A 19,564-nucleotide genomic window follows, 5' to 3' on the forward strand; every position below is an offset into this window, starting at 1 on the left:
GCACCGGTAGTCGTTGGCAGTTCGAGGCGAAGCAGCCGGCGTTTCACTTCCGAAGGCGCGTGGCGACGCGTTTGACATCGCAGACGGTGACCGCTCTCCGAGGCGCCCCTTATCCGCCCCTGTGGGGCAGCTTCTCCGGCAGGTAAGAAAGAGTTACAGCCCGCGCGCACGCAATTGCGCATCCAGGCGTGGATACACCCGTCGCGCATTGCCTTCGAATACCTTGCGCTTGTCCGCGTCGGAAATCGCCAAGGCATCGATGTAGCGCTTGGTGTCGTCGAAATACTGGCCGGTCTGCGGGTCGATGCCGCGCACCGCACCGACCATCTCCGAGCCGAACAGGATGTTGTCGATGTCGATGACCTCGAACAGCAGATCGATGCCGGGCTGGTGATACACGCAGGTGTCGAAGAACACATTGCGCATCACATGCGTGGACAGCGGCGGCTTGCCGAGCATGTCGGCCAGGCCGCGGAAGCGGCCCCAGTGATACGGCACCGCGCCGCCGCCGTGCGGGATGATGAAGCGCAAGTCCGGGAAATCAGCGAACAGATCGCCTTCCAGAAACTGCATGAACGCGGCGGTATCGGCATTGAGATAATGCGCGCCGGTGGCGTGGAAGTTGGCGTTGCAGCTGCCCGACACATGCACCATCGCCGGCGCGTCGAGCTCGACCATCTTTTCGAAGAACGGATACCAGGCGCGATCGGTCAATGGCACCCCGTTCCAGTGCCCGCCGGACGGGTCGGGATTGAGATTGCAGCCGACAAACCCGAGTTCGGTGACACAACGTTCCAGCTCGGCGATCGACTGGGCGATCGGCACGCCCGGCGACTGCGGCAACTGGCACACGCCGATGAAGCTCTGCGGATACAGCTGCACCACGCGCGCGATCAGGTCGTTGCAGTGGCGCGTCCACACCTGGCTGACTGCTTCGTCGCCGATGTGGTGCGCCATGGTGCTGGCGCGTGGCGAAAAGATCGTCATGTCGGCACCGCGCTCGCGCAACAGGCGCAGCTGGTGCTGTTCGATGCTTTCGCGCAATGCGTCGTCGGAAATATGCGGATACACCGGCGCGGGCAGGCTCGGGTCGTCGTACTGCGCGATCTGCGCCTTGCGGAAGGCATCGTGCGCCGCGGGCGCGGTGGTGTAGTGGCCGTGGCAGTCGATGATCATGGGAATGCTCATTAAGGTGCGCAGAGCGCGCTGCGTATCCGACCGAAAGATGTGCAGTGCGCATGTGGGCGGACGTCTGGATTCAGATGCATGGATTTGGCAGCCATGCAGCTGCGCGTATGCATTGCCATCGGTGTGCAGTTGTCGGCGAAGCAACGCATCGCACCCGAGCAAGCGGGAATGCCGTGCTGATATCCGGCCAGTGTGCCGAAGAGCCTGTTGCGTTGCTCGAGTGGGTGGAGAACGCGCGGCGCGCGGTCGGTAGTAGCAGATGCATAGACTGCAGGATGCAGCAAACCACGCGTCGACGACCCGGATTCAGGCCAGCGCGATGCCGACTGCCGCATCGCATGCCGGCGGCCGTACTCAAGCAAACAGCTCACCATCGAACAATTTGCGTGCGGTACGTAGCACTGCAGCGCGCACCACCTTACCGTGCGCATCCAGCGTAATGACGCAACTGCTCGCGCCGCTGGGATGCTCGACCTCCAGCTGCTGGGTGGTGCCGCCAGGCAGCTGCGCCAGGGCATGCGCGGGCGAGCCGGGCAGCAGGCAGGCAGTGGCCACGGTGACGGCGCCGAGCACGCCGATCGAGGCGTGGCACCGGTGCGGAATGAACGAGCGCACGCTGATCGCGCCGCCATGGCGCGGGGCGGCGACCAGCATCATCTTGGGCACGGTGGCCTCGGCAACATCGCCCAGCTGCATCAACGGGCCGGCCTGCAAACGAAGCGATTCCAGGCGGGTCTTCAGTGCCGCATCTGCATCGAGGGTGTTGCGGTCTTCGTAACCGCTGATGCCCAGATCGCTGGCGCGCAGCACCACGCAGGGCATGCCGTTGTCGATCAGCGTGACCTCCACGCCCTCCAGGATATCGACGCTATTGCCGGTCGGCAGCAAGGCGCCGCACGAGGAGCCGGCGATGTCGGCAAATGCCAGCGCAATCGGCGCAGCGGTGCCGGGCACGCCGTCGATGCGGGCGTCGCCGTCGTAGCGCACCTGGCCACCGGGCGTCTGCACGCTGGCGGTGGCCAGCGTGCCGGTGTTGCGCATGAAGATGCGCACCTCAGTTTCGCCATCGCGTGCCGGCAACAAGCCCCGCTCCAACGCGAAGGGGGCAACGCCGGCCAGCATGTTGCCGCAGTTCTGCGCGTCGCTGACCTGGGCTTGGTCCACCGACACCTGCAGGAACAGATAGTCCACGTCGGCATCGGCGCGTGCCGAGCGCGACACGATCGCGACCTTGGAAGTCAGCGGGTCGGCGCCGCCCATGCCGTCGATCTGGCGGACATCCGGCGAGCCGTAGGCGCGCAGCAGGAAGGCATCGCGTGCGGCGCGTTCGCCTGGCAACTCGTCGGCCAGGAAAAAGCCGCCCTTGGAGGTGCCGCCGCGCATCCACATCGCGCGGACGTGCTCAGACATAGCGCAGGCCCTTGGCCGCCAGCCGCTCGCGCATGGCGTAGATGTCCAGGCCCAGTTCGCCGCGTGCCAGGCGCTCGCGTTTGCGCAGTTCGCGCGCTTCGCGTGCCTGCGCTTCGGCCAGCACCGCGGCGGCGCTGGCGCGCGGTACCACGCACACGCCATCGTCGTCGGCTACCACCACATCGCCCGGCTGCACCAGCGCGTCGGCGCAGACCAGCGGCACATTGACCGAGCCCAGCGTCTCCTTGATGGTGCCCTGCGCGCAGATGGCGCGGCTCCAGGCGGGGAACTGCATCGCCGTGAGGTCACGCACATCGCGTACCCCGGCATCGATGATCAGCCCGCGGCAGCCGCGCGCCTGCGCCGAGGTGGCGAGCAGGTCGCCGAAATAGCCATCGCAGCAGGCGCTGGTGGGGGCGACCACCAGCACATCGCCGGGATGCAGTTGCTCGATGGCCACATGCATCATCCAGTTGTCGCCGGGCGGGATCGACACGGTGACGGCGGTGCCGGCGATGCGGCAGCCGTTATAGATCGGGCGCAGGCGATGGTGCAGCAGGCCGCTGCGCCCCTGCGCCTCGTGCACGGTGGCTACGCCGGCCTGCGCAAGCCCGTCGACGACGGCCAACGGGGTGCGCGCGATCCGGGTGACGACCTGGCTCATCCATCCATCCTCGTTAGGCGTGCACCGAGTCTGTGCGGCGAGCGCCTGCTGGCTCAAGATTCATTTGAGGTATGCATATTGGTTTTGCTTATAGTTAGAGCATGCCGCCGACTCCCGAGCCAAACCTTCGCCATCTTTACGCCCTGGTGGTGGTGCACCGGCTGGGCAGCATCAGCGCGGCCGCGCCGCAGGTGAATCTGTCGCAACCGGCATTGACCCAGGCGGTGGCGCGGTTGGAACAGCAGCTCGGCGTGCGCCTGTTCGAGCGGCATCCGGGCGGCATGGTCGCCACCGAGGCCACCCAGTTGCTGGTGCCGCGCATCGCACGGGCGTTGGAGCAACTGGGTCGCGGCATCCGGGTGGCGCGGCGGGCGTTGCGGCTGCCGGCCCACCCCGGCCTGGAGCGACGGGTCTCGCTGGGGCAACTGCAGGCGCTGGTCGCGGTGGATGTGGCCGGGAGTTATTCGCTGGCGGCGGCGCGCGCCGGGGTCTCGCAACCGGCCATCTACCGCGCGGTGCAGTCGCTGGCCGATGTGATCGAGGTGCCGCTGACGGTGCGCCGCGGCAAGACCATGCAGGCCACGCCGGTGGCCACGCGGCTGCTGCGGCAGGTGCGCCTGGCGCTGGCCGAATTGCGCGCTGGGCTGGACGAAGTGAGCGCGTTGCGCTCGCAGCACGCCGGCCGGATCGCACTGGGAGTGATGCCGCTGGCGCGGGCGATCCTGCTGCCGCAGGTACTGGCGCGGTTTGCGCGCGCGCATCCCGGTGCCAGCGTCAACGTGGTCGAAGGCCCGTATGACGAATTGCTGGCGCATCTGCGCGAGGGCGGGCTGGACCTGCTGATCGGTGCGCTGCGCGAGCCGTTGCCGGTGCGCGATGTGCTGCAGGAGCCGTTGTTCGACGACGAGCCGGTGATCGTGGCGCGCAGTGGGCACCCGCTGGCCGGGCGCGCCTACGCGTTCGCGCAGTTGCTGGAGTACCCCTGGGTGATCGCCACCACCGGCACGCCGGTGCGCGCACGCTGGGAGCAGATGTTTCGCGATCAGCAGATCGAGCCACCGGCGCTGCGCATCGAATGCGGCGCGGAGCTGACCATCCGGGGGCTGTTGCTGGAAGGCGACTGGCTCACGCTGATGTCGCGCGACCAGTTCCTGTTCGAGCGCCGCGCCGGCTTGCTGTGCGAGGTCGGCCGCGCCGGGCCGCAGCTGCGCCGCCAGATCGGCATGACGCTGCGCAGCGACTGGCATCCCACCCGCGCGCAGTCGGCATTCGTGCAGACGCTGCGGCAGGTCTGTGCCGAGCGCGTGCAGCCGGCCGATGCGCAGGGCGGGCCGTTTCGCTATTGCGCGCCGATCGACGCGCCCGCCCCGTTGCGTTCACGCACCGGGCGGTCAGAATCGGAGCCTTCTTGAGAACGGATCGCTGATGCTGCCTGACTGGTTGCAAGGGACCTGGCTGTTGGCACTGGACTGGGCGATTCGCCTGGCCGCGCTGTTGTGGATTCCGGCCCGCACCACGCCGGGTGCGGCGCGCAGCTGGTTGCTGCTGATCGGCTTCGTGCCGGTGGTCGGCCTGCCGCTGTATCTGCTGTTCGGGCATCCGTGGCTATCGCGGGTGCGGGTGGAACGCCAGGCCACTGCCTCGCAGGTGATCCGCGAGCAGCAACTGCCGCTGCATGCCTTGCGCTGGACCCCGCAGGCGGACACCAGCAGCGCCGAGGTGGTACCGCTGATCGAACGCCAGGGCGATTTCATGCCCACGCTGGGCAATGCGGTGGACTTGCTGGACGACTACACGCAGTCGCTGCAGGCCTTGATCACCGCGATCGACATGGCGGAAAAGCGCGTGCATCTGCTGTATTACCTGATGTTCGACGATGCGGTGGGCGATGCGGTGGTCGCCGCGCTGCTGCGTGCCGGTGCGCGCGGCGTGCGCTGCCGCGTGCTGCTGGATGCGGTGGGCGCCAAGCGCGGTCTGCGCCATTACCGCAAGCAGCTGCAGGCTGGCGGGGTGGAGGTGCTGGCGGTGTTGCCCGGTGGCCTGCGCTGGCGCCGCAGCGGGCGCATGGATCTGCGTAACCACCGCAAGATTGCGGTGATCGACAACCAGGTGGGCTTTGTCGGCTCGCAGAACCTGGCCGAGGCCGGGTTCATCAATGGGGTGCCCAACCGCGAGCTGGTGGCGCGCGTGCGCGGGCCGGTGGTCAATCATCTGGAAGCGGTGTTCGCCAGCGACTGGTTCACCGAAACCGGGCAGCGCCTGGACGTATGGCCGGACGCGCCGGTGTGCGAGGCCAATATCGCCACGCAGCTCCTGCCCAGCGGGCCGGCGTATCCGTTCGAGAATGCGCGCGATGCGATCAACGCGGTGATCCATCTGGCGCGGCGCAAGGTGGTGCTGGTGACACCGTATTTCGTCCCCGACGAAGCCTTGCTCAGTGCCTTGCGCATTGCCGCGGTGTCGGGCGTGGATGTGCAGCTGATCCTGTCGGAGAGCAACAACCAGATCCTGGCGGCCTGGGCGCAGGAGGCGTATTTCGAGGAGCTGCTGCGTTGCGGGGTCAAGATCGCGCTGTATCGCCCGCACTTCCTGCATGCCAAGCACCTGAGCATGGACGAGGACATCGCGCTGGTCGGCTCGATCAACCTGGACATCCGCTCTTTCGCGCTCAATGCCGAGATCGGCATGCTCTGCTACGACCAGGGCGTGGTGCAGCGCCTGCGTGTGATCGAGCAGGATTACCTGGCCAACGCACGCCAGCTGGAGCTGGAGCAGTGGCGCACGCGCCCGGCCTGGCGCCGCAGTCGCGAGGGCATTGCGCGCCTGGCCGATGCGTTGATGTAGTCCGTGCGCGGTCCATGCGCGCGCAGTGCCGGTTGTGGCGCAGCGCGATGCCTGCGGTGGCAGGTGAAGTGGGAGGGGGCGCGTCTGGGGCGGCAAGATTGCGCCGCATGCAAACGCGCCCGCGCTCGAATGGACGCGTCCGGCGACCGCTTTGTTGGACGGGTGCGTCGCGTCGGCACGTACGCGCGGGGCTATCCCGGCCATCGCGGCGGGCATGGCCGCTGTCATCGGTGCGACGCGACGCATCGCCTACAATTGCCGGATGAATGAATTGCGTGATCCCGGCGATGCAGTGATCGCCATCGTTGGCGGTGGCGCATCCGGGGTGCTGGTGGCGCTGCAGCTGTTGCGTCAGGCCGTGGCGCCGGTGCAGATCGTGCTGATCGAGCCGCACCCGGTGCTGGGCGAGGGCGTGGCCTACTCCACCGCGCGTCCCGAACATCTGCTCAATGTGCCCGCCGCGCGGATGAGTGCGCTGGTGGAGGCGCCGCAGGATTTCGTCGATTACCTGCGTGCGCACGCCTGCTGCCCGGAGCTGGAAGACGCACGGCTGCCGCAGGCTTTCGTCGGGCGCCGACACTACGCGCCCTACCTGTGCGAACGCCTGCAGGCCGCGCGCGCGCAGAGCCCGGCGACGCTCACCGTGCACAGCGCCCGTGTGCAGACGCTGCAAGCCGATGCCGATGGCGCGCGGTTGCAGCTCGACGATGGGCAGACCCTGCACGCCAGCAGCATGGTGCTGGCGGTAGGCAATGCGTTGCGGCCGTTGCCGCTGCGCGGGGCCACCGGCCTGTCGGCAACCCAGCGGGTGGAAGCCTGGGATACCGAGGCGGTCGCCGCGTTGCCGCAGGACGCGGCGGTGTGCATCGTCGGCTCGGGATTGAGCATGGCCGACACGGTGGTGACGCTGGCCGCGCAGGCGCATCGCGGGGCGGTGCACGTGGTGTCGCGGCATGGGCTGCTGCCGTTGCCGCAGGCGCACTGCGTTGCGGCGGACTTCGATCCGCAGCCGTTGCTGGCGCTGTCGCTGCGTGCGCGCATGCGCAGCTTGCGGCAGCATGCGCGGGTGGCGATGGCGCAAGGCCTGCCCTGGCAGAGCGTGATGGAGCGTGTGCGCCCGCTGAGTCAGGCTCTGTGGCAAACGCTGTCGGCTGCCGACCAACGCCGCTTCCTGCGCCACGTGGTGCGCTATTGGGATGTGCATCGTCACCGCATCGCCGCGCCGGTGCATGCGCAACTGCAGGCGATGCGGGCGCGCGGACAGTTGCAGCTGCATCGCGCGCGGCTGGAGGTGGCGTTCCAGGCCGGCGCCTGCGTGCGGCTCAGTGCCGGCGCCAGTGCCGGGCATGCCTTGCAGCTGGATGTGCAGACGCTGGTCAACGCCACCGGCGTGGAAATGCGCGTGCAGGCGATGCGCAACCCGCTGCTGCAGCAGCTGCTGGGGCAGGGCATTGCGGTGGCCGGGCCGCATGGGATCGGGGTGGATACCGCTGCCGATGGCTGTCTGATCGACGCCGAGGGGCGCGCCAATCCGCGGTTGCGGGTGATCGGCAGCCTGCGGATCGGGTCGTTGTGGGAGAGCCTGGCAGTGCCGGAGCTGCGTGAGCAGGCAGCGGCGATTGCGCGGGATGTGTTGGCATTGCCGGGGCGGTGAGGGGCCATTTTTCCCTTCTGCCGCCGTGAGAAGGCGGCGCGTAGCGCCGGATGAGGGCGCCTCAGACATCTACCAGTGCCTGCAGTGACAAACGCGTCGCCACGCGCTTTCGGAAGTGATGCACCGACTGCTTCGCCCCGTACCCTCACTCCAACCCCTCTGCCGATGCAAGAGCGGCTTACCCAACCGCTTCATCGCAATCTCAGCCGCAGCGACGCCACAACCGGTAAAATACGGCGGTGGATGTCTCTCATTTGCTCGATCATTTAAACCCCGCCCAGCGCGAGGCCGTTTCCGCGCCGCCGGGGCACTACCTCGTGCTGGCCGGCGCCGGCTCCGGCAAGACGCGCGTGCTGATCCATCGCATTGCCTGGCTCAACGAAGTCCAGGGCGTGCCCAACCACGGCATCTTCGCGGTGACCTTCACCAACAAGGCCGCCGGCGAAATGCGCCACCGCACCGACCTGCAGCTGCGCAACGGCAGCCGCGGGATGTGGATCGGCACCTTCCATGGGCTGGCGCACCGGTTGTTGCGCCTGCACTGGCAGGATGCGCGGCTGCCGGAAGGCTTCCAGGTCATGGACAGCGACGACCAGCTGCGGCTGGTCAAGCGCGTGGTGCAGGCGCTGGAGCTGGACGAGGGCAAGTATCCGCCCAAGCAGATGAGCTGGTGGATCAACGAACAGAAGGATGAAGGCCGCCGTCCGCAGCATATCCAGCCCGAGCCCAACGACGACTGGACCGAGGTGCGCCGGCAGGTCTACGCCGCCTACCAGGAACGTTGCGACCGCTCCGGCCTGCTCGATTTCGCCGAGTTGCTGCTGCGCGCGCACGAACTGCTGCGCGACACCCCGGCCTTGCTGGCGCATTACCGTGCGCGCTTCCGCGAGATCCTGGTCGACGAATTCCAGGACACCAACGCCATCCAGTACGCCTTCGTGCGCGTGCTGGCTGGCGAGACCGGCCACGTGTTCGTGGTCGGCGACGACGACCAGGCCATCTACGGCTGGCGCGGCGCCAAGGTCGAGAACGTCCAGCGCTTCCTGAAGGATTTCCCCGGCGCGCGGACCGTGCGGCTGGAGCAGAACTACCGCTCCAGCGCCAATATCCTGGGCGCGGCCAATGCGGTCATCGCGCATAACCCGGACCGGATCGGCAAGCAGCTGTGGACCGATTCCGGCGACGGCGATCCGATCGACCTGTATGCGGCCTACAACGAGGTCGACGAGGCGCGCTATGTGGTCGAGCGCGCGCGCCAGTGGGTGCGCGACGGCGGCAGTTATGGCGAAGTGGCGGTGCTGTATCGCAGCAACGCGCAGTCGCGCGCGCTGGAAGAAGCGCTGATTTCCGAGCAGCTGCCGTACCGTGTGTATGGCGGCATGCGCTTCTTCGAGCGTGCCGAAATCAAGGATGCGTTGGCGTACCTGCGCCTGCTCACTAACCGCAGCGACGATGCTGCGTTCGAGCGCGCGGTCAATACGCCCACGCGCGGCATCGGCGATCGCACGCTGGATGAAGTGCGCCGCCTGGCACGCGCCAACGCCTTGTCGCTGTGGGAAGCGGCGATGCTGTCCACGCAGGAAAACACCCTGGCCGCGCGCGCCCGCAATGCGCTGGCCACGTTCCTGAGCCTGGTCGGCCAGCTGCATGCCGAAACCGGCGACATGGAACTGGCCGAACGCATCGACCATGTGCTGATGCGCTCGGGCCTGCGCGAGCATTGGGCCAAGGAAAGCCGCAGCGGGCTGGATTCGGAATCGCGTACCGAGAACCTGGACGAACTGGTGTCGGTGGCCTCGCGCTTCACCCGCCCGGACGATGAAGACAGCCAGGGCATGACCGAGCTGGTGGCCTTCCTGGCCTACGCCTCGCTGGAAGCCGGCGAAGGCCAGGCCCAGGCCGGCGAAGAAGGCGTGCAGCTGATGACGCTGCATTCGGCCAAGGGCCTGGAATTCCCCATCGTGTTCCTGGTCGGCCTGGAAGACGGCCTGTTCCCGAGTGCACGCTCGCTGGAAGAAAGCGGCCGGCTGGAAGAAGAGCGCCGCCTGGCCTATGTGGGCATCACCCGCGCGCGCCAGAAGCTGGTGCTGTGCTACGCCGAATCGCGGCGCATCCACGGCCAGGACAATTACAACGTGCCCTCGCGCTTCCTGCGCGAGATTCCGCGCGAATTGCTGCACGAGGTACGCCCGAAAGTGCAGGTCTCGCGCACCGCCTCGCTGGGCGCGGCCCGCGGCGGACCGGTGCATGGCGTGGTCGAAGCTGCGCCGATCAAGCTCGGCGCCAATGTCCAACATCCCAAGTTCGGCGGCGGCGTGGTCGTGGACTACGAGGGCGCCGGTGCACATGCGCGCGTGCAGGTGCAATTCGACGACGTCGGCGCCAAGTGGCTGGTGATGGCATACGCCAATCTGACGGTGGTGTAGGCCGGCAACCGCGTCGCATCGCCGGGCAATGCGCGGCAGGGATTACGCGCCCGGATCCGGCCGGGGCGGCGTGTTCGTCGCCAACACGCCGCTGGCCAGTATTGGTGCATCGCCCGATGCATTCCCCGCGGCATCCGTGACACCCTTGCGTTCGAATCGAACGTCCAGAGATCCACGGCCCGATGCGCACCGAAAAACACAAGATGCTGGCAGGCGAGCTCTATAACGCTGCCGATGACGAATTGCAGGCCGACCAGGCTGCAGCCGCCGACTGGATGGCGCGCTACAACGCCTGTGCCGCGCAGCCGCCCGCCCAACGGCACGCGCTGCTGGTCGAGCGGTTGGCCGAGGTGGGCGAAGGCGCGGTGATCCGCCCGCCGTTCCACTGCGACTACGGCTACAACATTCGTCTGGGCGCGGGCGTGTTCCTCAACTTCAATTGCGTGATCCTGGATGTCTGCGAGGTCAGCATCGGCGAGGGCACGCAGGTGGGCCCTGCGGTGCAGTTCTATGCCGCCGACCATCCGCGCGACGCGGCAGGCCGCGCCAGCGGGCTGGAGTTCGGGCGGCCGATCCGCATCGGGCGCAACGTGTGGATCGGTGGCGGTGCGATCATCCTGCCGGGCGTGTGCATCGGCGACGGCGCGGTGATCGGCGCCGGTGCGGTGGTCACCCGCGACGTGCCGGCCGGCGCGATCGCGCTGGGCAATCCGGCGCGCGTACGCGCAAGCCGCGACGCTGCCGATGCCGCGCCAACCGACTGAGTGTTGCAGCACGCCGCGTGGCCGCATTGATGCGCATCAATGCGTGTACCGCAGCGCACTGTCAGGCTGAGTGCGCCGGCAGCCAGGCCGGTCATCCAAGGAGGTCACCATGTACAAACGTATCCTGATCGCCATCGATGCGTCCGAGTTGTCGCATCGCGGTTTGTTCCAAGGCCTGGAATTGGCCAAGGCCACCGGTGCCAAGGTGGATATCGTCACCGTGTCCGAGCCGTGGGCGATGGGCATGTACGACGCGATGGGCTGGAGCGTGGGCTACGAGGCAAGTCCGGAGTACCGCAAGGAACGCGAAGCTGCCGCAGAGAAGATCCTGCGCCCGGCGCTGGAGCTGGCGGCCGCGGCCAATATCAAGGCCACGTCGCGCCACGTGCTGGACCGCTTCGCCGCCGAAGGCATCGTGCAGACCGCCAAGGAGTGCAACAGCGATCTGATCATCATGACCTCGCACGGCCGCCGTGGCATGCGCCGCATGCTGCTCGGCAGCCAGACGGTGGAGGTGCTGACGCACAGTTCGATCCCGGTGCTGGTGATCCGCTGATCGTCGGATGTTTTGCTGCGCCAGAGCAGATGCAAAGCGTCCTACGTTCCAAGTCGCACAATCTCTCGTAGGAGCGCGCCTGAGCGCGACGGGGCGTTATCGGTAAAGCCTCATCGCGCTCAGGCGCGCTCCTACGCGGATTGCGGATTGGAGGTCAGTTTTCCATTGGTGCCGGCCGTGCAAGATGCCGTAACGCGTCGGTATGCAAGGGAGCGGGGCGCACCGGTGGCAGGCCGGCACGCACCGGCGCGTCATCCCGGTGTATGTGCTGGTTGAGCTCACGCAGGAAGCGCCCCACCGGAATGTAGTGTCCGCGGCGTGGCGCATGCGTCGGCGGTGCGGCGCGGCACTGGCGGCGCCAGTGCATCGGCGGCATGCCGAAACGCTGCTGGAAACAGCGTTGGAACTGTCGCTCCGACGCAAAGCCCATCTCATATAGCAGCCAGGTCAGGCTGCACTCCGGGTAGGCCTGCAGGTAACGGTACGCGGCGTACAGGCGCTGCTCGCGGATATAGCTGGCCACGCCCCCGCGCGACTGGAACAGCCGGTACAACGACGCACGCGACAGCCCGAACGCCTGCTGCAGGGACTCGGTACCGAGCTCGGCCTCGCCGATGTGCTGCTCGATGTAGGCCAGCAGACCGCTCATCAGCGGCGCATGCGCCTGCACCGCTGCCTGCGGGACGATGGCGCCGTAATAGTTGGTGTTGCTCATGCGGGTGCTGCCTGCGGCCCACTCCCCGGGGCCTGTCATCTGGTCAACCGAGAAAAGCGGCGCCAACCCATCATTGCCTGTCGTGAACCCGGTGCTGCGTCACGCATTGGTGCGATCGACCGCAGTCCAGATCGATCGTCCGGTCCTTTCCTCGCTGCACCGCGATACTGGAAGCGCCTGGCCCGGCCTACGCGTCGGTGTGGTGGCTGATGCGGAGCCAATGGCATCGCATCGAGATCGGGGCTGGCAACGGCCGGCACGGGGTTGCGTGGGGGCGCACTGATTCGCCGCGTCGAACGGACAGGTCCTGCAGCGCGATGCCGGTCGCCAAGCGAATACCGAGGGCACCACGGCCCGACGACCCGCAGCAAAAGCGGTCGCAGATCACATGCTCGATGTCGCGAGACGATTTGTCGGGTGGTGGGCGGAGCCGCTTCTAAGGTGGTGCAACGGTAGACGCAACAGCCGTCGCAATCACTTCCGCACACCTGCGATTGATCCCGACAGCCATCGGTATCGCGCGCTGGACGGGCAGTCGGACAGCTTGTTCTTGGCGCCTTTGCCGCACACGTTTCAAGCCAGTGCCCGCTCTGCAGGAGACTTCAATGTCGTTCAATATCATCAGTTGCGATGGCGGCGGAATTCGCGGCCTGATCACCGCGATCCTCATCCAGGACCTGGATCAACACAGCAGTATCCTCAGCCACGCCAATTGCTTTGCCGGCACTTCCACTGGCGGCCTGCTTGCGTTGGCATTGGTGAAAAACGTCCCGATCGGCACGATCATCGAGATGTACATGACCAAGGGCGCCAGCATTTTCGAACCCAATGGGTGGTTGCTCGATCAACAGGCGCAGGTGCAACGGCAAGGGGTGGATGCGGCACTGGGCAGCGGGCCGGGCTTCTTCAGCAGTCAGTACAAGAATGATGGCTTGATCCAGATCGCAAGCGGTCTCTTGGGTACAACGCAACTTGCACAAGCGCAGCGCCTCGTCGTCGTCAACGCCGCACGCCTGTGGGATGCGAGCAGTGCAAACTGGATGCCTGCCACGTTCTCCAACGGCGCCAACAATGCGTACAGGCAGATCAGCATGGTCGATGCCGCATTGGCGACGTCTGCCGCGCCAACCTACTTTCCGCCTTATCGGATCGCCGGCACGAACGAGGATTACGGTTTCTTCGCCGACGGCGGCGTGTTCGCCAACAATCCGGCCATGACCGCAGTGGCCGAGGCCATCGCCAGCGGCCAGGTGACCAACATCGGCGATATCCAACTGCTGTCGCTTGGAATCGGCAGTAGCCCGCAAGGAATTCCGGCCGCCGCGATCGGTAATCCGCTGGGCTGGGGCGCAACGTCCTGGCTGCATCCCTGGGCCAGCGGCCCGGTCCCGGCCATGCCGTTGCTGAATCTGACCATGGACGCGACGGCTGAGCTTGCAAGCATCCAGGCCGAGCAGGTGCTGGCCGGCAACTTCAGGCGCGCCAATGTCGAGCTGCAACATCCCTACGCACTGGATGACTGGAAGCATGTCGCCGATCTGGCCAGCCAGACCCAGGCTTACCTGCAGACAGATGCCTGGAAACAGACGCGTGACTGGGTTGCCAGCCGCTGGACATAGGGCGGCTAGCGGATCTGTGCGCACGCGCAGCGTGGAGCTTCCGTGCGTGCAGCCGCGTCGGCAGCCCGCTCGCGGCATTCAATCGTTTTGCCCGCAGCCACCAGGCAGCTCGCCGTGCGTGGCGTGCCGGCCCGGCGTTGACCCGGAATCCGGACGCGTTGGCCGCGCCAGCGTCGTCGTTTCCAGGTCGTAGCTGTGTTCCAGCCGGAACACATTGTGTTGGTTTGCCACCAGGAGAAAAAGAATGAGCATTGCATCGCCACATCTGCAGGATGAATCCGGCATCGAATGGACCGACGCCGTCAGTGACAAGGGCATTCCCTATCAGGTCGGGTTTCGCGGCAGCAACCAGGAGACGGTGCCAGCCGATGCTGCAGGTGAAGAAGCGAAGAAAGATTTCGGCATTGCGGTCGCTTGGCCGCTGACCGGAAACAACTGGACCGATACCACCGCAGAGGTCAAATCGATTGCTGCGATTCCCCGCTACAGTCTCGGAGCCTACGGCGGAACCTGGGCCTACATCCTGTATTTCAGCAACACCGAGCACTACGACTACTATTTCTACGACAAGACAGGCGATAGCTATCAGGTCAACACCTATCGCAACGGCGATCACTACGTCCGCTACAACTCGAGTGATCCGGCGATTGCCTTTATCAAAGGCAGCTGATTGCCGGACGTCGGCCAGGCGCCGGCCGCAACGCCGCGATTGCGGCCGGCGTCAATGCATCTCGATCCCGGCAAGGACCTGAAATGTTGTCTCGGTGGGCGTGTCCATCTGCTCCCTGATGTCGAGCGAACGTGGCAGAGGTTGGAAGCGGCATGAGTGCAGGCGCCGTCTCAAGTGGCGTGCATGCTCTGACGACATTCACGACTGCGGCGTCCAGCGACTCAGGGTTGTTTGCCACTGCAGGAGCCGCTAGACCGCAACCGGGTGCGTTGTGCGTCAGTCCCACGTCTGTTGCCACCACCCGCGTCACGATGTCCTGGAAACCCGATGAAGAATGCGGAGTTGCGCATCCAGGGTCGCTGCAGGCTGCGTCAATGGTGTGCCAGGGTGCCGGGTGACCGGCAGCCCATGGCGAGAGGCGAGTCGGGGCAGCCTTCCCAGCCCCGAAAAAAGGGCACTTATCATGGCGATCACGATCCTTTCCGCTGTATACGGTACCGGCAATGCAGGAGTCGATGTCACCCAGCTATGCCAGAGTAGCGTCGATACAGGCAATGACGATATCACCGCAAGCAATAGCTTCTTCGGGACCGATCCCGATCCGGGCACAGTCAAAAGCTTTGCGATTCTTTACAAGAATCCGGCGTTGAACAATGGGAATCCCATTGCGCTCGGTTGTGCGGAAAATGGCCAGATCGATCTGGTGCCTAATCCGCCTACTGCCAGTACGCCCGTTCCGGTGCCTAGCAATCCCAGTTTTACCGTCGTGCGTGGAATGTACGGGACCGGCAACAACGGTTACGACGTCACCTCGATCTGCCAGTGGCTGCTCAACAACGGCGGCACAGCGATCCCGGTGAGCAACGCGACGTTCGGCGGGGACCCAGATCCCAACGTCAAGAAGAGTTTTGCCATCGTCTACACCGCCGTGGGCGGCGGCGCGCAGCAGTTCCGTGCCGGTGCAGAAGGTTCGACATTGAACTTGAGCTAGTCTTCTTTGAGCGGGGATCTACAGAGCTCACATGCCGCACATCAAGCGGACTGTTGGATCCGTGACAATCCAGTAACTTCTCCCATCAGCGGGGAAGGACTGGAAGGCATGCAGCGCAGGAGACGCTGCCGGAAGAGCGCAATACCGGGTCGTGAGGAGCAAAACCCTGTAGCGCAAGGAGCGATATCGTCAATCCGTATCCGGGCAAGCGCAACAACCCGATGGAAGGCACGCTATCCGCAGCGAACTGGTGGATGCCGTGGCTCTGTGGAAAGGCAGGATCTACGGCCCGGCATCCGGCAAGACCGGCAATGCCACGCTCACGCATGGGGCGGATGGCTTCTTGACGGTGGCGGGCTGCGTGGCCTTCTTCCGTCAGGGGCCGACCTGGTAGCCCGCACCGTGGTGGCTGTCCGACCCGGGCGGCCCGACGCGCGTGGTCGGGGGACCAGGCAGGCGAGCTAAACCGTTTGGTTTTGAAGTGCCTGCCCGGTCGCCAATGCGGGATACTGCGCTCCCACGCAGGCGAGATGGACCGGATGTCCGAGCTGCCGATCACCGAGTTGTTGCAGGCCTGGCAGCGCGACGAGCCCGGCGCGGGCGACGCATTGGCGCGGCAGGTCTACGAGGTGCTGCGCGCCACCGCGTTGCGCGAGCTGCGGCGCGATGTGCGTGCCGGCCTGCAGGCGACCGAGGTGGTGCACGAGGCGTGGATGCGGCTGGAGCAGGGCCAGCAGGCGTTTCGCTCGCGCGCGCATTTCTATGCGGTGGCGGCGCTGCAGATGCGCCATTTGCTGGTGGATCTGGCGCGCCACCATGCCAGCGCCAAGCGGCTGGGGCAGGCAGTGACCTTGACGATCAGCCTGTCCGACGGTACGCCACGGCCGGAGGCCTTGATGGTGGTCGCCGATGCCTTCGACAAGCTGGCGCGCGTGGACGAGCGCAAGGCCAAGGCCTTCGCGCTGACCGAGCTGGTGGGTTTCAGCGTGGCCGAGGCGGCCGAGCAACTGGAGGTGTCGGTGCCGACGCTGGAGCGCGATCTGCGCTTCGCGCGCGTATGGCTGGCGGCGCAGCTGTGAGCGGCGCCGCCACCTCCTGGCAGCGCTTGGAGGCCTTGTTCCATCAGGCCTGTCAGCTGCCGGTAGAGGCGCGCGAGGCATTCGCGCGTGCGCAGGCCGGCGACGATGCGGTCCTGCGCGATGAGTTGCTGGCGATGCTGGCGGTGGAATCGCAGGCCACGCTGCGCGTGCGTGCGCCGTTGCAACAGGCCGCCGCGGCACTGCGCGCGCCGCTGCCGGAACTGCCGGCCGGCACGCGCTTTGGTGCCTGGGCGATCGACCGCCTGATCGGCGCCGGCGGCATGGGCCAGGTCTATCTGGGCCATCGCGCCGACGGTGCCTACGAGCGCGAGGTGGCGATCAAGCTGGTGGCCGCCGAAGCCCTGGATGTGCAGGGCCGGGCCTTGTTCGAATTCGAATGCCGGCTGCTGGCGCAGATGGTGCACCCGGCGATCGCGCAGATCCACGACGTGGGCACCGATGCGCACGGCCGTCCGTATCTGGTGATGGAGTATCTGCGCGGCGAGCCGATCACCTGGTGGTGCGATGCGCACCTGCTATCGCTGCAGGCGCGTGTGCTGCTGATGCTGCGGGTGGGCGAGGCGGTGCAGCACGCGCACCAGAAAGGCGTGATCCATCGTGATCTCAAACCGAGCAATGTGTTGGTCAGCGCGGTCGACGGGCGACCGATGCCGGGCGTGATCGATTTCGGCATCGCCGTCGATGCGTCCAACCCCGGCATAACCTCCGCGCATGGCCGCGGCACGCCCGGCTACATGAGCCCGGAACAGGCGCGCGGCGCGCCGGAGGTGGACGCACGCAGCGACATCTATGCGCTGGGCGCGATGTTCTACGAACTGAGTTGCGGGCTGGCCCCGGTGGCAGACCGCGACGGCGTGCCGCAGCCGCCATCGCAGCGGGTGGCTGCGGTGCCGGCCGATGCGCGCGCGCGGATCTGCGCGGCGCGTGCGACCAGCCACGGCAAGCTGCAGGATCAGCTGCGCGATGGCCTGGATGCGATCGTGCTGCGCGCGCTGGCGCCGGAACCGGGCGCGCGCTACGCGTCGGTGTCGGCCTTGCTGGAGGATCTGCACCGTTGGCTGGATGGTTATCCGCCAGGCGCGTTGCAGGCCGGCGGCTGGTTGCGGCTACGCAAGTTCACCCAGCGCCATCGCAGCGGCGTGCTGGCTGCTGCACTTGTTTCGATCGCGCTGGTTGCCGGCCTGGGTGCAACACTGTGGTCGCTGCAACACGCTGCGCGCGATGCGCAGCGCGCGCAGGTCACCGGCGACTTCATGGGTTCGGTGCTGTCCAGCGTGGACCCGGGCATTGCGCAGGATCTGGACAAGACGCTGATGCTGCGCGTGCTGCAGCAGGCCTCGCAGCGTGCCGCGCGTGAGTTGGCCGATCAGCCGGATGCTCGTACGCAGGTGGAGCTGACCCTGGGCCGCACGCTGATCGCGCTGGGCGACTATCCGCAGGCGGTGCTGCATCTGCGCATCGCCCAGACCTTGGCGCGGCAGCACATGGGCGCGGCCAGCGTGCCGGCCCTGAAAGCGGCCTCGATGCTTGGCCAGGCGCTGACCGGCGCCGGCAAGGCCAGCGAGTCCGAGCACGTGCTGCGCCAGAGCATCGCGCTGGCGGCAGGCGGCGATGCAGAACAGCAGGCGCTGGGCAACGAGATGCGCGCGCGCTTGGCCTGGGCGTTGCGCGACCAGGGCCGCATGGCCGATGCCATGGCAGAGAGCCGGCATGCCTATGTCGCCGCGCTGGCCAACGGCGCCAGCACCGCCGATCAACGCATCGATGCCGGCAATGTCTATGCCGGCCTGCTGGCCGACGTCGGCCAGCTGCTGCCGGCAATCGCCCTGCAGCGCAGCCTCCTGCGCGAGCGTATCGCCATGCGCGGGCCGGAGCACCCGCTGGTGCTGTCGATGCGCAACAGCCTGGCGGTGTTCCTGCTGATGCAACGCGACTTTGCCGCTGCCGAAACCGAACTGGCCTCGTTGCTGCGCCTCACCCGCAAGCTGTACGGCGACAACGCCGCCGACACCTTGATGGTGGAAAGCAACCTGGCCCACGCATTGCGGCAGCAGGGCAAGCTGGCCGACGCCGGCCCGCATTACCGCGCCGTCCTGGAGCGCGCGCGCACCCTGTTCGGCGACGATGCGCCGGCCACCATCGGCTATCGCAGCAACCATGCGTTGTGGCTCTTGGACAGTGGTCAGCTGGATGCCTCGCTGGCCGAACAGCGCGCGTCGCTGGCGTCGTCCATGCGGGTACTGGGCCGCACGCATCCACAGACCGCCGAGATCCTGCGCGGCCTGTCCGAAGCCGAGCGCAGGCTCGGCCAGCTGGCCGCCGCGCGCGACCACGCACAGCAGGCATTGCAGATTCTGACCGGCATCTATGGCGATGCCGAGCAACCCTTGCGCGCCGCACGCCAGACCTTGGCACTGGTCGCCCCGGCCAAGGCGCTTGCCGCAACCTCCAGCGCAGAAACCATGGAGTCGGTGGCGCAACGCTGAGATGAAGTATCGGGCCGGCCAAGTGCCGCCGGCCGACAGCACAGGCAATCCCTGTCGCCATGCGGCAGCGTACCGAGACCATCGGCCATCTAGCCCGGCACTAGGCTGTCACCGAAACCAGCGCCGCAAGACCCGCGAGGCTTACGCTCTCCGATTCCCGACTCCCGACTCCCGACTCCCGAATCACCAGCTATACAGCTTCCAATACACCTTATTGACCTTGTCCTTCTCCGCATCGGTATGCCCGTCGTGGTCGCGGTCGTACAGGAAGTAGGGCGCACCACGGGCAGGCGTCACCCGCACCATTTCCAGCTGGCCGTTGACCCGGTACTCGTCGACCTTGTCGCCGTTGCCCATGGTCTTGCTGGTGACATCGGCACCGGCGGGGATACCGTCGCCGGCAGTACCGCCGGAGGTGGTGGCGCAGCCGCCGAGCAGCAGTAACGGCAGCAGCAAAAGACTCGCTCTCTTCATCGT

The 19,564-nt window shown here is 66.7% G+C and carries 18 protein-coding genes; 12 read left to right on the top strand and 6 right to left on the bottom strand.

The window, feature by feature from the left end; translation table 11 throughout:
• Nucleotides 1-153: 153 nt before the first annotated feature.
• The 3 genes from AC1KVE_RS18585 to AC1KVE_RS18595 form a co-directional block, all read right to left on the bottom strand.
• Nucleotides 154-1,176 carry an amidohydrolase family protein gene (locus tag AC1KVE_RS18585; RefSeq protein WP_481092876.1) on the bottom strand — a complete coding sequence of 341 codons (1,023 nt, stop codon included), beginning with the start codon at nucleotides 1,174-1,176 and terminating at the stop codon, nucleotides 154-156.
• A gap of 366 nt (nucleotides 1,177-1,542) precedes the next feature.
• The gene (locus AC1KVE_RS18590; protein ID WP_481092877.1) at nucleotides 1,543-2,598 is read right to left on the bottom strand and encodes a 4-oxalomesaconate tautomerase; all 1,056 of its coding nucleotides are present in this window, start codon (nucleotides 2,596-2,598) and stop codon (nucleotides 1,543-1,545) included.
• Nucleotides 2,591-3,262, bottom strand: a complete 672-nt coding sequence (locus AC1KVE_RS18595; protein ID WP_481092878.1) for a 4-carboxy-4-hydroxy-2-oxoadipate aldolase/oxaloacetate decarboxylase — start codon at nucleotides 3,260-3,262, stop codon at nucleotides 2,591-2,593. Before AC1KVE_RS18595 ends, AC1KVE_RS18590 begins: the two co-directional genes overlap by 8 nt.
• Before the next feature lie 101 nt (nucleotides 3,263-3,363).
• Here AC1KVE_RS18595 and AC1KVE_RS18600 point away from each other — a divergent pair, with 101 nt between their 5' ends.
• The 6 genes from AC1KVE_RS18600 (at nucleotide 3,364) to AC1KVE_RS18625 (ending at nucleotide 11,506) form a co-directional block, all read left to right on the top strand.
• The gene (locus AC1KVE_RS18600) at nucleotides 3,364-4,674 is read left to right on the top strand and encodes a LysR family transcriptional regulator (RefSeq protein WP_184458353.1); all 1,311 of its coding nucleotides are present in this window, start codon (nucleotides 3,364-3,366) and stop codon (nucleotides 4,672-4,674) included.
• 13 nt (nucleotides 4,675-4,687) lie between these two features.
• The gene (gene cls, locus AC1KVE_RS18605; protein WP_184381456.1) at nucleotides 4,688-6,106 is read left to right on the top strand and encodes a cardiolipin synthase; all 1,419 of its coding nucleotides are present in this window, start codon (nucleotides 4,688-4,690) and stop codon (nucleotides 6,104-6,106) included.
• Between the two features lie 262 nt (nucleotides 6,107-6,368).
• Nucleotides 6,369-7,760 carry an FAD/NAD(P)-binding protein gene (locus tag AC1KVE_RS18610; protein ID WP_184458355.1) on the top strand — a complete coding sequence of 464 codons (1,392 nt, stop codon included), beginning with the start codon at nucleotides 6,369-6,371 and terminating at the stop codon, nucleotides 7,758-7,760.
• A 239-nt stretch (nucleotides 7,761-7,999) separates the two neighbouring features.
• A complete protein-coding gene (gene uvrD / locus AC1KVE_RS18615; RefSeq protein WP_184458357.1) occupies nucleotides 8,000-10,186 on the top strand; it encodes a DNA helicase II in 2,187 nt (728 codons plus the stop codon).
• Between the two features lie 182 nt (nucleotides 10,187-10,368).
• Nucleotides 10,369-10,950, top strand: coding sequence for a sugar O-acetyltransferase (locus AC1KVE_RS18620; protein WP_126966205.1), 582 nt, complete (start codon nucleotides 10,369-10,371; stop codon nucleotides 10,948-10,950).
• 109 nt (nucleotides 10,951-11,059) lie between these two features.
• On the top strand, nucleotides 11,060-11,506 hold the full coding sequence (locus tag AC1KVE_RS18625; RefSeq protein ID WP_016902734.1) for a universal stress protein: 447 nt from the start codon (nucleotides 11,060-11,062) through the stop codon (nucleotides 11,504-11,506).
• Nucleotides 11,507-11,660: 154 nt separating this feature from the next.
• On the opposite strand, the gene tagK is transcribed toward AC1KVE_RS18625, so the two are convergent.
• Nucleotides 11,661-12,287 (bottom strand): transcriptional regulator TagK, encoded by a 627-nt coding sequence (tagK, locus tag AC1KVE_RS18630; protein ID WP_481093083.1) that lies wholly within the window; start codon nucleotides 12,285-12,287, stop codon nucleotides 11,661-11,663.
• Between the two features lie 515 nt (nucleotides 12,288-12,802).
• Here tagK and AC1KVE_RS18635 point away from each other — a divergent pair.
• Nucleotides 12,803-13,840, top strand: coding sequence for a patatin-like phospholipase family protein (locus tag AC1KVE_RS18635; protein WP_481093084.1), 1,038 nt, complete (start codon nucleotides 12,803-12,805; stop codon nucleotides 13,838-13,840).
• A gap of 78 nt (nucleotides 13,841-13,918) precedes the next feature.
• Here the strand turns inward: AC1KVE_RS18635 and AC1KVE_RS18640 are convergent, their stop codons facing one another.
• A complete protein-coding gene (locus AC1KVE_RS18640) occupies nucleotides 13,919-14,092 on the bottom strand; it encodes a hypothetical protein (RefSeq protein WP_167709991.1) in 174 nt (57 codons plus the stop codon).
• Between AC1KVE_RS18640 and AC1KVE_RS18645 the strand changes: the two genes are divergently transcribed.
• The 5 genes from AC1KVE_RS18645 (at nucleotide 14,085) to AC1KVE_RS18665 (ending at nucleotide 19,087) form a co-directional block, all read left to right on the top strand.
• Nucleotides 14,085-14,510 (top strand): hypothetical protein, encoded by a 426-nt coding sequence (locus AC1KVE_RS18645; protein ID WP_024937547.1) that lies wholly within the window; start codon nucleotides 14,085-14,087, stop codon nucleotides 14,508-14,510. The two genes, AC1KVE_RS18640 and AC1KVE_RS18645, sit on opposite strands and share 8 nt — an antisense overlap.
• A gap of 463 nt (nucleotides 14,511-14,973) precedes the next feature.
• Nucleotides 14,974-15,501 (top strand): hypothetical protein, encoded by a 528-nt coding sequence (locus AC1KVE_RS18650; protein ID WP_481093085.1) that lies wholly within the window; start codon nucleotides 14,974-14,976, stop codon nucleotides 15,499-15,501.
• A 259-nt stretch (nucleotides 15,502-15,760) separates the two neighbouring features.
• Nucleotides 15,761-15,895 carry a DUF2147 domain-containing protein gene (locus AC1KVE_RS18655; RefSeq protein ID WP_228960521.1) on the top strand — a complete coding sequence of 45 codons (135 nt, stop codon included), beginning with the start codon at nucleotides 15,761-15,763 and terminating at the stop codon, nucleotides 15,893-15,895.
• Between the two features lie 145 nt (nucleotides 15,896-16,040).
• Nucleotides 16,041-16,580, top strand: a complete 540-nt coding sequence (gene ecfK, locus AC1KVE_RS18660) for an ECF-type sigma factor EcfK (RefSeq protein WP_046346102.1) — start codon at nucleotides 16,041-16,043, stop codon at nucleotides 16,578-16,580.
• The gene (locus AC1KVE_RS18665) at nucleotides 16,559-19,087 is read left to right on the top strand and encodes a serine/threonine-protein kinase (RefSeq protein ID WP_481093086.1); all 2,529 of its coding nucleotides are present in this window, start codon (nucleotides 16,559-16,561) and stop codon (nucleotides 19,085-19,087) included. Before ecfK ends, AC1KVE_RS18665 begins: the two co-directional genes overlap by 22 nt.
• Nucleotides 19,088-19,270: 183 nt before the next feature.
• Here the strand turns inward: AC1KVE_RS18665 and AC1KVE_RS18670 are convergent, their stop codons facing one another.
• Nucleotides 19,271-19,561 carry a DUF2782 domain-containing protein gene (locus tag AC1KVE_RS18670; protein WP_026064381.1) on the bottom strand — a complete coding sequence of 97 codons (291 nt, stop codon included), beginning with the start codon at nucleotides 19,559-19,561 and terminating at the stop codon, nucleotides 19,271-19,273.
• Nucleotides 19,562-19,564: the final 3 nt, after the last annotated feature.

The organism is Xanthomonas sp. NCPPB 2864 (assembly GCF_056675615.1).

Excerpts from the sequence above, each read along its gene's own strand:
- AC1KVE_RS18585 (WP_481092876.1), bottom strand. The coding sequence starts at position 1,176 with ATGATCATCGACTGCCACGGCCACTACACCACCGCGCCCGCGGCGCAC.
- AC1KVE_RS18590 (WP_481092877.1), bottom strand. The coding sequence starts at position 2,598 with ATGTCTGAGCACGTCCGCGCGATGTGGATGCGCGGCGGCACCTCCAAG.
- AC1KVE_RS18595 (WP_481092878.1), bottom strand. The coding sequence starts at position 3,262 with ATGAGCCAGGTCGTCACCCGGATCGCGCGCACCCCGTTGGCCGTCGTC.
- AC1KVE_RS18600 (WP_184458353.1), top strand. The coding sequence starts at position 3,364 with ATGCCGCCGACTCCCGAGCCAAACCTTCGCCATCTTTACGCCCTGGTG.
- cls (WP_184381456.1), top strand. The coding sequence starts at position 4,688 with ATGCTGCCTGACTGGTTGCAAGGGACCTGGCTGTTGGCACTGGACTGG.
- AC1KVE_RS18610 (WP_184458355.1), top strand. The coding sequence starts at position 6,369 with ATGAATGAATTGCGTGATCCCGGCGATGCAGTGATCGCCATCGTTGGC.
- AC1KVE_RS18620 (WP_126966205.1), top strand. The coding sequence starts at position 10,369 with ATGCGCACCGAAAAACACAAGATGCTGGCAGGCGAGCTCTATAACGCT.
- AC1KVE_RS18625 (WP_016902734.1), top strand. The coding sequence starts at position 11,060 with ATGTACAAACGTATCCTGATCGCCATCGATGCGTCCGAGTTGTCGCAT.
- AC1KVE_RS18645 (WP_024937547.1), top strand. The coding sequence starts at position 14,085 with ATGAGCATTGCATCGCCACATCTGCAGGATGAATCCGGCATCGAATGG.
- AC1KVE_RS18640 (WP_167709991.1), bottom strand. The coding sequence starts at position 14,092 with ATGCTCATTCTTTTTCTCCTGGTGGCAAACCAACACAATGTGTTCCGG.
- AC1KVE_RS18650 (WP_481093085.1), top strand. The coding sequence starts at position 14,974 with ATGGCGATCACGATCCTTTCCGCTGTATACGGTACCGGCAATGCAGGA.
- ecfK (WP_046346102.1), top strand. The coding sequence starts at position 16,041 with ATGTCCGAGCTGCCGATCACCGAGTTGTTGCAGGCCTGGCAGCGCGAC.
- AC1KVE_RS18665 (WP_481093086.1), top strand. The coding sequence starts at position 16,559 with ATGGCTGGCGGCGCAGCTGTGAGCGGCGCCGCCACCTCCTGGCAGCGC.
- AC1KVE_RS18670 (WP_026064381.1), bottom strand. The coding sequence starts at position 19,561 with ATGAAGAGAGCGAGTCTTTTGCTGCTGCCGTTACTGCTGCTCGGCGGC.